Source organism: Roseibium sp. AS2 (assembly GCF_038900065.1).
GTDB lineage: Bacteria > Pseudomonadota > Alphaproteobacteria > Rhizobiales > Stappiaceae > Roseibium.
On sequence record NZ_JBBMQN010000011.1, the window covers coordinates 125,230 to 138,176 of the forward strand.

At 54.2% G+C, this 12,947-nt stretch carries 6 protein-coding genes and 1 pseudogene; 4 read left to right on the plus strand and 3 right to left on the minus strand.

Annotated elements, in window-relative coordinates; translation table 11 throughout:
• Positions 1 to 92: 92 nt before the first annotated feature.
• The 4 genes from WNZ15_RS25175 to WNZ15_RS25190 all read left to right on the plus strand — a co-directional run bounded on the left by WNZ15_RS25175 (position 93) and on the right by WNZ15_RS25190 (position 11,146).
• Positions 93 to 1,231 (plus strand): IS3 family transposase gene (locus WNZ15_RS25175; protein WP_342895802.1). Its coding sequence is split into 2 segments (ribosomal slippage): positions 93 to 360 and positions 360 to 1,231, totalling 1,140 coding nucleotides; the frame shifts between segments, so codons are not numbered across the junction.
• Between the two features lie 363 nt (positions 1,232 to 1,594).
• Positions 1,595 to 2,098 (plus strand): hypothetical protein, encoded by a 504-nt coding sequence (locus WNZ15_RS25180; RefSeq protein WP_342895803.1) that lies wholly within the window; start codon positions 1,595 to 1,597, stop codon positions 2,096 to 2,098.
• 150 nt (positions 2,099 to 2,248) lie between these two features.
• Complete coding sequence (locus WNZ15_RS25185; RefSeq protein ID WP_342895804.1) at positions 2,249 to 2,995, plus strand: hypothetical protein; 747 nt, start codon at positions 2,249 to 2,251, stop codon at positions 2,993 to 2,995.
• A gap of 15 nt (positions 2,996 to 3,010) precedes the next feature.
• Positions 3,011 to 11,146: a calcium-binding protein gene (locus WNZ15_RS25190; RefSeq protein WP_342895805.1), complete on the plus strand. Its 8,136-nt coding sequence runs from the start codon at positions 3,011 to 3,013 to the stop codon at positions 11,144 to 11,146.
• Positions 11,147 to 11,364: 218 nt separating this feature from the next.
• Here WNZ15_RS25190 and WNZ15_RS25195 read toward each other — a convergent pair.
• The 3 genes and pseudogenes from WNZ15_RS25195 to WNZ15_RS25205 form a co-directional block, all read right to left on the minus strand.
• Positions 11,365 to 11,598, minus strand: a pseudogene (locus WNZ15_RS25195) (IS3 family transposase); the annotation flags it as partial.
• 25 nt (positions 11,599 to 11,623) lie between these two features.
• Positions 11,624 to 12,652, minus strand: coding sequence for a TraI/MobA(P) family conjugative relaxase (gene traI, locus WNZ15_RS25200; RefSeq protein ID WP_342895811.1), 1,029 nt, complete (start codon positions 12,650 to 12,652; stop codon positions 11,624 to 11,626).
• 13 nt (positions 12,653 to 12,665) lie between these two features.
• A partial coding sequence (locus WNZ15_RS25205) for an IS3 family transposase (protein WP_342895806.1) occupies positions 12,666 to 12,947 on the minus strand: 282 nt, incomplete at its 5' end.

Consider the following 12,947-nt stretch of genomic DNA (forward strand, 5'->3'; position numbering starts at 1 on the left):
CGGAAGGGAGAGCTGGCTCGGGAAATCTGCACAGCCAGGATAAGTGGAATTTCTGCCTGACTTCGGCTTAGATGCCGGGAACAGGAGAGACCATGACGAGACGCCCGCGCCGGAACCACAGCCCGGCTTTCAAGGCAAAAGTTGCCCTCGCTGCCATCCGAGGCGAGCAGACACTGGTGGAGTTATCCCAGCAGTTCGACGTGCACGCCAACCAGATCAAGCAGTGGAAAGACCAGCTCCTTGAGGGGGCGACAGGCGTTTTCGGCGATGAAGCGAAGACGGAACCGGCGGGGCCAACCGTCGATGTCAAAACGCTGCACGCCAAGATCGGGGAGCTGACGCTGGAGAAAGATTTTTTAGCCGAAGCGCTCGGCAAGGCGGGATTGCTAGGCGGAAAGAAATGATCGACCGCGAGCATAAGCTATCCGTCGTGCGCCAGGCGAAGCTTCTCGGCTTCAGCCGTAGCAGTGTCTACTATTCGCCGCGTCCAGTATCCGATGGCGATCTGGCTCTGATGCGCCGGATCGACGAACTGCATTTCGACTATCCCTTTGCCGGAAGTCGAATGTTGCAAGGGCTCTTGAATGGAGAAGGGCTGGAGACTGGGCGGCTGCACGTCGCCACGCTGATGAAGAAGATGGGCATCGAAGCGATCTATCGCCGCCCGAACACCTCGAAACCAGCGCCAGGGCACAAAATCTATCCCTACCTCCTGCGCAAGCTTTCGGTCACCCGGCCCAACCAGGTGTGGGCAATGGACATAACCTACGTTCCGATGGCTCGCGGTTTTGTCTATCTCTGTGCCGTTGTGGACTGGTTCAGCCGGAGGGTTCTGTCGTGGAGGCTGTCGATCACGATGGAGGCAACCTTCTGCATCCAGGCAGTCGAGGAGGCACTGGCTCGCTATGGCAAGCCAGAAATATTCAACACTGACCAAGGTTCGCAGTTCACTTCCATCAACTTTACGGCGGTGCTGAAGAAAGCTGAGATCGCCATCTCGATGGACGGCAAGGGTGCGTGGCGGGACAACGTATTCGTCGAACGGCTCTGGCGTTCGATCAAATACGAGGAAGTATACCTCCACACTTACAAGACCGTGTCCGAGGCCCGCGCTGGCATCAGCCGCTATCTGACCTTTTACAATAGCCGACGCCCACATTCATCCCTTGACCGGCAGACGCCGGATCAGGCCTACTTCAGCGCGCTGACGCCGATGATAGCGGCGGCATAATCGAGGCGGAAATCCACTTAGCAAAACGCCCGAAACTGTTCAGACAAACCGAGCCAGCTCTCTTCGGTAAGCGAAAAAAATTATGAAATCGCTACGTCATCCTTTGGCTGCGATGTGAAGCCGGTCGCAGAAGTCCGCCAATTACGCCCTTTATGACAGTAAGACTACACGTAAAAGAATAGGGTTGGTTACGGTTTACAACCGACTTCACTGGTGCCAGCATCCGCTCGAATAGGGTGGTGCAGGTTGTATGGGGTTGGAGTGCGGCAGGCTCAGGGTAATCCGCACCGTCTTCTATGAAGTTGAAATCTGGCGCTTTGAATGCGGCCAGGTTTTGTCCGCGAATAAAGGTGGGTTCTGAGAGTGGGCAGTGAAATCACACAAGGTGCAGGGTCTGCAGCCAACGGCGCTGCGAAACACATCCAAGGTTTAGCTGGTTCTGGCATTCCGGACACCCGGCTGCCAAGGGCAAATGGTGAGCAGACCGATGTGGCCGGAAGTGACACTTCGGAGCAATCGGCCAACAGAGCCCGGCAGGCGTTTGAGGTCATGCGCAATTTGAATGCGGGTCTCGGCGAAACGGTGACGATGTTGCTGCGCGATCCGAAGCTACGCCATCTGTCGCTCAGCGATCTGGAGCGGTTGGTGCTTTCGGCCCTTACCGCCAACCAGATCCTGACCCTGCGCGGCAAGGTCAAAGACAAGGATGGTCAGGAAAATGGTCCGACTGTGCCGCTGTGCCTGGCGCTCTGGGCCAAGGTCTCCGAAGAGGTCGATCAGAAACTGGACGCTCAGCAAAAAGCTGGAGCCCCGTTGCGTCTTGCCTCGCAAGACTGGCCAATGGTGACATCCCGTGGGTGGTGCTGATCTCCGGGCCGGAAAAGCTCAAAGAAAAGCTCATCCAAAAACTGCGCAGTGGTCTGGGCGAAAACATGAAGGTGTTTGGTGGGGCGAAAAGACCTTCAACAGTTTAGCCAAGGGCTTGATCGCACTCAGGACATAATGGGAGTTTGCGCAATGGAATCCATAAATGCTTCGGCAAAAAGGGAAATGCGCCTGTGTCCGAAGCCATTTGCGCAACTTCTGGAGAACAAGATGACAGACGAAATCTGGGTCAGCAGTGTCGGCAGCAATTCGCAGTTGTTTAGCAAGTCGGGTATCCGAGAAAAACACTATGGGCAAGATTGGGCGCCGCCAAAATTTGAACACGATGCGCCAACCAAAGAGCAGGCGAGCAATTCACGTAGACATGGTCAGGGAGAGAAGTTGAAGCGGGAAGAATTCGTAGAGGCTGCCTACGTATTTGATCTAAAGCGGTGGTCTCGCGTCAAAGACTTCTTCGCCGTTGACGGGTTCTTCGCCGTCAAAGGGAAACTAGCAGAGTTGCTTAAAGACTTCGATCTTGGGAACGGTGAGCTTATCGAATTTCCAATTTACGAAATGGACAAGACCACACAACTGCCGGGCCCGTTTTACTTCCTGAATTTCGGATCTCAGAAGGATTGTTTCATTCCCGATGAAACAAAAGATTCCAGGTTGATTGGACGAAACAAGAAAACCGGGGTCGAGCTTTGGGGGGCAGCTACCGAGCCAGCCGATGAAGATATTGCTGTGGCTTCCTCGGCGATCGAAGGTGCCGATCTTTGGGTTGATCCCAAACTCAATGGAAAAATCTTCATGAGCGGGCGGCTGCATGATGCTATCGAGGTCGCCAAGCTGAAGATCGATTTCCGTTTTGCCAAGACACGCATTTTAGCCAAGTAATTTGGAGCCTAGAGTATGAGCTATTTCCGCGGCCGACTGTTTGGTTTTGAAGCCAATCACATCATTCCGAAAGAGGCGATAAGCGGGACATCGCTCCAAGCGCTGGCCGCGCGTGATCTGCTCAACGATATAAACTTCAACGTTGAAGCACGTGCGAACAAGATGATGTTGTTCATCAGCGACGCCGCCCGCGATGCAGTGCTCGCTGCACCGGATGCGGTGCAGAACGTTTTCAAGGATGCGGGATTTGGCTTCAATACCCATGACAGTAACAAGGGGTCGCACGCCGCCTACAACTCGTTTGTTCTACAGACCCTTAGCGAAATTCAGAATGCATCAATCCTGAATGGTTGGGAGTCTGCGGATAAAGAGCATGCTGTTTTTGACTTCCTGAATTTCCTACGGGACACCAATGCTGATGGGGTCCCACCGATTTTTGGCACTTCAACCGATACATTCCAGTCGGCCTGGCAATTCTGGGGCGGCAGCAAAGACTACGACAATCTGACCCAGGGCCAGATTGACAGCATCAATGCATTTAAAACAAGTCTTGGCCCGGATGGACTTACGCCCATCGGTGAGGGAAGCCAACACAATAGCAAATACCGTTATGAACAATTTCAAAAACTCATTAACGAAGCTGAAGGTGTCCTATCGCCGGATCAAATTGACAAAGCCGAAAAGCTGTTCAGTCGCGCAGTCGCAAATGGAGACTATTCCGGTCATGCTTCCGCTGCCGGGATTTCGATCCTCGCAGACCTGCAGAAATTATCTTCGATACCTGTCGATGCTAATGCTGCGATCAAAGAATACCTTGCCGCGCACATCTATCGGTTTATTGCCGACAAGGAAGGTTCGGTGTCTGTTGGGGTCGCATCTGGCGCAGCCCTGTTGGAGCAAACCCTTACTCTTGTAGACGATATTTTTGGTACGATTGGTAGCTATGCAGATGATTTTGCAGACGCCCTGAACAGTCTCGGCGATTCCGTCATCGGCGAAATGGCCAAGTCAGTTGATGCGCTTCTAGTAGGCATTGGCGGTGGAATCGTTGGAGATACCGTTGAATTTCTCAACCTAGCGTATGACGCAATTAAGTTTGGCTTCCAGACCGGTGATTGGACAGACCTCGGAGAGGCTATCGCCCAGTATGGCGCTGCTGCGATCGCCAGCGCACTATTGGTAACGGGGTCGGTTGTTGCCGTCACAGCTCTCGTCGGCGTCGTAAGCGCCTCGGCTGCGCCAATCGTTGGTGCTTTTGTCGCCGCAGGGTGGGCTGCTTATGGTATTTATGATGCTTTCGAAAACGGTGTCGAACTTTTTGGAAAGATTACAACTGATCTCGCCGAAGTACTTCCCATTGCATTTGATGCCGCCCATGAACTGGGTGACAACATTGCCGAAAACATTGCCTTGGCAAAAGAAGTTATCGATGTCGCATTTGGTGATGGTTTCCAGCCCGCAGAATTCGCAAACGCGAATGGTGGTTTAGCAACCAAGTATCTTATAGACGGCAATGATCCGACTCTTCCCGACCAAATCGACGGAACGGATACAGCCGAAGCACGGCGATTTTACGGCCAGAATAATGCGACAATTGATGCTGGCGACGGCAACGATGAAATCTTTATTCAAGGTGTTGGAACAGCAATTGGCGGTGAAGGAAATGATCTTCTGGTCGGTGGACATGGCCGGGAGGTTAACGCTGGTGCGGCAATTGATCCTCACAACCCGGACAGCAAGATTGCCGATGCCGATCTGAAGCTGAGACTTGATGGCGGTGCTGGCGACGACATGATCGTTGCGACCGGGCACGCCGAGATTGAAGGTGGCGCTGGCGAAGACTGGATCTTCCATACTGGAGAGGGGACGATCGATGCCGGAGCCGATGATGATTTTATCTATTTCAACAACCCATCTGATCCGCAGAACCCACTGACATATGGCGAAGAACGGGAACAGATGACAATCGACACCGGCACCGGCGACGACTGGATACTAGGCCTCGGAGCTGCCGATATACGTCTCGGTGCAGGAAATGACTGGCTGATTTCTGCAGGGATCGGATCCACTATTGATTTGGGGTTCGGCGGTAGTGAAGATCGCGATACAGTCAATATGATGTATTCCCGTGGAACACTTCTTACCAGTGCTGATGGTTATGATAAAGTCTACATGTACGGATTCTGGGATCTGGCTGGCAGCTACGTTAAGCATCGGGATTCGGAGAGTGACTTCTTCTACGGCATGGGTGGGCTTCTCAAACTCGGGCTCAATTCAAACGGGGAACTGGTCGCCGGCGATATTCTCTCGGACAACAACAACCAGGAGAGCTTTCTCTACATCGCAAACTTCAACAATGATCCGCTTGCCAATCCATTGGACCTGACCGCAGGCGTTAGGCTAGGCGAGATCGAGACCGAGATGTGGCGGACTATTGAGGGACGTGACAGCGGCATCGGCAGCGCAACCGGCGCAAGCTTGTGGGAGTTTCTTGTTGCAGTGGTCAAGGATATTCACTTCCGGGCAAATGCCGGAGGTGTTGACCCGCTCGTCTTCGATCTCGACGGCGACGGCCTGGAACTGACCGCAATGGTTACGGGCGTAAGCCCGATGTTTGACATGGATGGGGACGGGTTTGCCGAACACACCGGCTGGGTTGCGCCGGACGATGGCCTGCTTGCGATCGATCTGAATGGCAACGGGTTGATCGACGACATCAACGAACTGTTCGGCGGCCCGGGTCTGTCTGGCTTTGATGCCCTTGCAGCATTCGACATGAATGCGGATGGCGTGATCGATGCGAATGATGCGGTCTTCGGTAATCTGCGGATGTGGCGAGATCTCGACCGCGACGCGATTACCGATGAGGGCGAGCTGTTCACGCTTGCCGATCTCGACATCGCGTCCATCGATCTGTCCCCGGAGGACGACGGCAGCCAGAACGCACTGAATGTCGTTGCCAGGACCGGGACCTTCACCAGAGGGGACGGCTGCGTCGGCGCAGTCGGCGACGTTGAGTTCCGCGTCAACAATTACGATACCGTCTACATTGGCGATACCACCATCGATGCCGGCGTAGCTGCGACCATGCCCGAACTGAAAGGGCACGGCACACTCGCCGACCTGCAGGTGTCTGTTACCCTCGATGGCGTCGATGGGCCATTGGCTCAAACCATCTCCAGTGTCTTGCCGACCCTCAACGTGGTCGACCTGAACGTGTTGTCGGAACGCGCTTTCGCTATCCTTAGTGCCTGGGCGGATGCGGTGCCGACCAGTCAGGTCTTTGGTGACAACCCCGATGTACCGGTTCTGATCGACCGCAGTGGCGGTGGCCTGGAGGTGGTCGATTTCGCGTTGCAGGTGACCGAAGACGTGACGATTGAAGACGATACCGTCGTATCGGTCACATACTGGAAACGCGCCGGCGGCACACCAATCAAAGACAGTGATGGCAATGTCATCGAATATCCGAGCTTCGAGCAGATCCTTGCCCATGACACCAACGATGGCGATGCAGCCTGGGAAGTGGTGACCAGCGAAGAGCTCGGGTTCATCGAGCGCTATTTTGGCGAAGACATTCCCATCGAACGGGAAGAGGCTTTGTCGGGAAGTGGTATTTCCGGGCTTGGCGACCTTTTGGGGCGGACGGAACTGCTGGTTGAGCAACTGGCGCTCCGGCTGGCGATGCAGGGCGGACTGAGCGACTATTTTGACGGTGTCGGGTATTCCGTTGAAACTGACAGGTTTGCACCGACGACCGAATTTGAACTGATCCCATTCTTCAAGAAGATCTTCGAGGATGCGCCGGCGGATGCCGCTGGAGCGCAAGCTTGGCTCGACGCCTGGAAACCGCTGATTGACACTCTCTTGTCCGATTATGACCGGCCGGGCTCGGGGCGGATTACCGAACCTTTCCTGTTCACCAATGTGGTTGCGGCATATGAGAGCGTCGGTCTGCCGATCGGTCTGGCCGACGCGGCGAACAGTCTCGGTGTTTCCCCCGATCTCGTTGACTATGGCACCGGCGAACGCACGGGCACCAGCGGCAATGAAATCTTCTATATGTCGTCCGGGGACGATGTGATCGAGAGCAAGTCCGGTGGGGACGTCTTTGTCTTCGGTGAGAACTTCGGTCACGATGTCATCAATGATTACGAGCAGTCCGTCGACGGTTTCGATACGATTCGTTTTGCTCATTTGACGCCTGACGATGTCGTTGCGACGCGGGAAGGCAAGGACCTGGTGATCACAGTCGTAGAGACTGGCGACACGATCCGGGTAACCGGACAGTTCCACGACATTGGCTATACTCTGTCAGGTGGAATGGTCGGGCCCTACCAAGGCATCGAGGAAATTGTGTTCGCTAATGGCGATGTCTGGGGACAGGGGGAAATTGCGACCGCAGTCGCGCACCCAGAAGACACCGATGATACCATAGTAGGAACCGATCACGGCGATGTACTGGATGGTGGTGCCGGAGACGACCTCCTTCAAGGAGGCAACGGTTTCGACATCTACCGGTTCGACACTGGGTACGGTCAGGATATCATCCAAGACCTTCAGATGAATGTGCTTTCTCCAGCAGAAGACTTGGTTCTGTTCGGCGAAGGACTCAATCGAGAAGACCTTTCTTTCTATAGAGATGGCGATAGCGACGATCTCGTCATCAACACGTCAGGTGGTGATAGCCTCACGATCAAAGGCCAGTTCAACGGTGGCAGCGCTCTTGGTATGGAGATCTGGATCGGTCGGATCGAGTACTTCCAGTTTACAAACGGAGATCCCGAAAGCCAGGGTTTCGATCATGCGGATATCATGCGGACGCTGGTCAGCCAGGGCAAAACCGACGACGACGATGTAATATACGGCTTCACCTTCGACGATGTGTTGGACGGCGGTGCCGGTGACGACTTCCTGAGCGGTGGCGACAAGAACGATACTTACGTGTTCGGCTTCGGTTATGGATCCGATGTATTTGATGAGGGCAATCTCGATCTCAATTTTGAAACTATTGACAAGGTCTTGCTTGGAGCAGGAATTACCCAGGATGATCTGACGCTGGAGCGAGATGGTGGCAGTTCGGACTTGGTCGTCAAACTGACGGACGGCAGCCAGTTCACGATCAAGAAGCAGTTTCTTGGCGATAGCATTGCCGGAAACCACTATTTCGCGATCGAGACGATTGAATTCGCAGACGGCAGTTTCTGGGATCAGGAATACATCTACAACACACTGCTGGAGCACACAGTCGGCGACGACGAGCTTTACGGCTTCTGGCGAGACGACGTCATGGATGGCGGTGCCGGCGACGATTATCTCAACGGCGGCGATGGCGACGACACCTACCTCTTCGGGCTCGGCTACGGCCAGGACGTCATCCATGACGGGTTTGTGTCTGTGTTTTCGAACGAAAATGACCGGCTGTTGTTTGGAGAGGGGATTGCGAAGGATGACGTCGTTTGGTCGCGAGACGGTGCTTCCAACGATCTAATCGTCACACTCGCAGACGGTAGCATCGCAACGTTGCAGGGTCAGTTCAGCTATAACAATTTTGGTCATCGCTACTTTGACATTGAACTGTTTGAGTTTGCTGACGGTCAGACGATGACTATTTGGGATATTCAAAACCTGTTGCTTCAAGCTACAGATGGCGATGATGTTCTGTACGGCTTCGCTTCGGAAGACGAGTTTGACGGGGGAGCTGGCAACGACGTCTATTATGGGGGCGAATATAGCGACAACTATCACTTCGGATATGGTTACGGGCATGACCGGATTCTCGATGAGCAGGTTTCCCTTTTCATCGATAACACCGATCGGATTGTCTTTGGTGACGGCGTAACGGCTTCGGATGTTACTGTTAGTTGGGCGGATGACCGATACCTGGATCTGAAACTCTCTCTTGGCACCGACGACAGCATCACAATTGAGCAATACCGTGCCGGTTCTTCATCATTCTATGTTGTCGAGGAGTTCCACTTCCAGGATGGCTCCGTCTGGCAGACTGCTGACCTGTTCGCCAAGTACCTGCAGGCTACGGTCACCAACGGTGATGACATCGTCGCAGGGTTCGCCATAGACGATGTCATCGATGCCGGAGACGGAAATGACACCATCTACGGCCAGAATGGGAACGACATCCTCATTGGAGGGCTTGGCGACGACACGCTCGATGGCGGCAAGGGGGCGGATACTTATCGCTATGCCCTTGGAGACGGTCACGACTGGATCATCGAGTCCTATGGAAATGGCACGTCCGATACGCTTGAATTCGCAGCGGGTATTACAGCAAGCGACATCAGTCTATCTCGTTCCCAGGAGGATGTTGAGGACATTCTGCTGACATTCAGCGACGGAGGCACCATCCTGCTTGAGCAGCAATTCTCCATCGTGGCGAGCAGCGGCATCGAATATTTCCAATTCGCCGACGGCACTGTCTGGACATCGGAAAGTTTGGCCGGCCAACTGGCGAACAATGCCTGGACTGACGGTGACGACACCATTCAGGGCTTCAGCGGGCAAGACGACTTTTTATACGCCGGCGGCGGCAACGACACGGTTTATGGATACAGCGGTACTGATACGATCATCGGCGGCCTTGGGGATGATACGCTCGATGGCGGCAGCTCTTCCGACATTTATCATTACAATCTTGGCGATGGTGCTGACACGATCATCGAAAACTACAGCAACGGGTCTGCGGACAAGCTGATACTCGGCGAAAGTATTCTTGCGAGCGAAGTTTCTGCTACTCGTGGAGCCAGCGATTTGGATGAGGCAACACTTAGCTTCAGTGACGGTGGATCCATTTTGCTCAAGTACCAATTCCGGAACATTACGCAGAGCGGTGTCGAGCTGATTGAATTCTCTGATGGAACGGTTTGGAACCATGCTGCCCTGCAAGCGAGTTATTTCGCCAACTTCAATCTCGAGGAAAGCAATACCATTTACGGTTTCGGTGACGCAGCTGGCGATGTGATCGATGCCGGCGCGGAGAATGACACCGTCTATGGCTACGGCGGAGCTGACACGATCCGAGGCGGCCTCGGAAACGATTACCTAGACGGTGGCGAATCCTCCGATACCTACCTATACGATCTGGGTGATGGGAATGACACGATCATCGAAAACTACAGCAATGGCTCTGCTGATAAACTGATGCTGGGAAGTGGTATCCTGGCAAATGAGGTTATCGTTACACGCGGGTCCAGCGATCTGGATGAGGCAACACTTAGCTTCAGTGACGGCGGATCCATTTTGCTCAAGTACCAATTCCGGAACATTACGCAGAGCGGTGTCGAGCTGATTGAATTCGCTGATGGAATGGTTTGGAACCATGCTGCCCTGCAAGCAAGTTATTTCGCCAACTTCAATCTCGAGGAAAGCAATACCATTTACGGTTTCGGTGACGCAGCTGGCGATGTGATCGATGCCGGCGCGGAGAATGACACCGTCTATGGCTACGGTGGAGCTGACACGATCCGAGGCGGTCTCGGAAACGATTACCTAGACGGTGGCAAATCCTCCGATACCTACCTATACGATCTGGGTGATGGGAATGACACGATATTCGAGAACTACAGCAGCGGTTCAGCTGACAAATTGTTGCTCGGTGACGGTATTCACGTCGATGAGATTCAGGTTGTGCGAAGCACTCAAGATTTCAACGACATTACCTTGCTATTCAAAAATGGCGGTTCCGTCTTCCTCGACCAGGAGCTCTGGAATATTTCCTACGCTGGCGTTGAGACGATTCAGTTTGCGGATGGAACGGTCTGGAACAAATCCGACTTGAAAACTCGCTCGCTGATTGGTGGCGATGGAGATGATTCAATTGTTGGATTTGGCACAGACGATTTCGTTGATGGTGGCAACGGAGCCGACACACTGACGGGTGGGGATGGAACAGATACCTTCCATTTCTCATTTGGCGGTACTGGTCACGATGTCATCACTGACTTCCTGGCTGGCGCAGGCTCGGAAGATGTTCTGGAGTTCGAAACAGGCATTTTCACCGACATGGCGGCGGTCGTTGCTTCTGTTTCTGACGATGGCACGGACACGACCATTGCGATTGACGACGACACATCAATCACACTGCAGAACGTGCTCGTCAGCCAGTTGCATCAAGATGACTTCCAGTTATTGTAAGCGAAACGGGCCTGTCGCAACTTTCTCTGACGGACTGACCTGCTCCCGTTTTCGGATCGACGTTCAGGCATCGTTAGCTTTTTCAATTCCGAAGAGCACTGACGTGCTCCCCTGAAAGTTCCTCGTTTTGAGGTTAGTCTGTTCCCAATTTGGAGTGCTACCCAACGTGAACAGAGCTATCTTATGAACGCGGAACTTTCAGGGGAGCACGTCAGCTTTCACTCTGTTACGGCCGTTTCGACCTCGAATGATACCGGCAATTTGTATCCCAATGCGGATTGTTGCCGACGTAGGTTGTCGAACCCGTCAATGGATAGGCCAAGGGCCGTTTCTTCGGCGGCGCGGATCTGGAAGATCGTTCCCCAGACCAACTCGTTCTTGATCGTCTTGATCACGGTTTCGACCATCGCATTAAAGAAGCAATAATTCTTGCCGCTCATCGACGGGATGATGCGGTCGCTATGGGAAAGGATGCGGTCATCGAGATATCCCTTTTGATTTCCGGGATCTGATCTGCCGGGTTTTGATCTTCTGCGGGGTCTGACCGGAGATGATTTGGAGGTATGATTTCTGCAGTTCCAGCGCTTCGCGGGCTTCGGCATCGACGCCGGCCTGTTGCTCCAGAAACCGGCGCCAGGACAGGCGCTTTCCGTTCTGGCCGCCTGTCATGCGCTTCCAGGCCGGATGACGTTCAAGGCGCGGATCGAGCGGGCGGCGGCGGTATTGTTCCTTGGGTTTTCGTTTGCCGCGGCGCTTGTCCGGTTCGAACGGGCCGTATTTCTCTTCCAGCCTTTTCCGGGAGAGCTCGCGGTCAACATTGCTGGCTTTTTCCAGCGTTCCAGTTTTCTTATCCCGGAAGACGAAGCCGTTGCCGCGTTTGCGGAGTTCGACATCATAGAACACGAACCCGTCATGCAGCTCTTCCCAGGGATTGGACCGGCGGTGGATCTGCAGCAGGGCGTCCCGGTGCTCTTCGAGGTATCCGGAGAAGGATTGCTCCCAGGAATTGGCCTCCTTGTCCCGGGCCTTCTGGTTGTCGCGTTCGTTGTGCATACTGTCTTTATCTGGGCCCCGTCCCTGAAACACCTCCAGGCCGTGTTTCTTTTCCAGCATGGCCGCGGTGGATTGCAGAATCTGGAAATCGCGAAACGGCGTGTGCATCCGGAAGGTTTCCGGATGGACGAGATTGAACTGGATGTGCATGTGGAAGTTCTCGGTGTTGGTATGGGTGCCTACCACACGCTGATGGTCTTCCAGACCAAGGGCTTTGGCGAACTCCAATTCAATGTCCTTCAGGACATCGGTGTCCGGCTTTTCGCACTCGGCGAAGGAGACAACGAGGTGGTAGTTTGGATCCGCCTTGCTGCGCTGGTTCATCCCTTGCGTCGCGCGGATCTCCGCAATGGCCGTGTCGAGATCCTCAAGGCCGTCACCGGCCTTGCAGTTGGACAGCCAGAACTGGTCCAGCTTTTCGCCCTGCTCCTTGGCCGCGGCAATATACTGAATAGCCCCGCGTTTTCTAGACGCCTTCGGCTTTCATTTTCTGCCGCCGTTCGAACTCGACGTGTGACAGCATCCCGTTCCTGGCGTGCTTCCGCGTCGGATTGTAGAACATCTCGATGTAGTCGAACACATGCTGCCTGGCTTCGACGCGGGTCTTGTAGGTCCGACGCCGTATCCGCTCGCGCTTCAACAGGTTGAAGAAGCTCTCGGCAACCGCGTTGTCGTGGCAGTTCCCGCGCCGGCTCATCGAATGCTCGAGGTTGTGAGCCTTGAGGAACGAAGCCCAGTCCATGCTTGT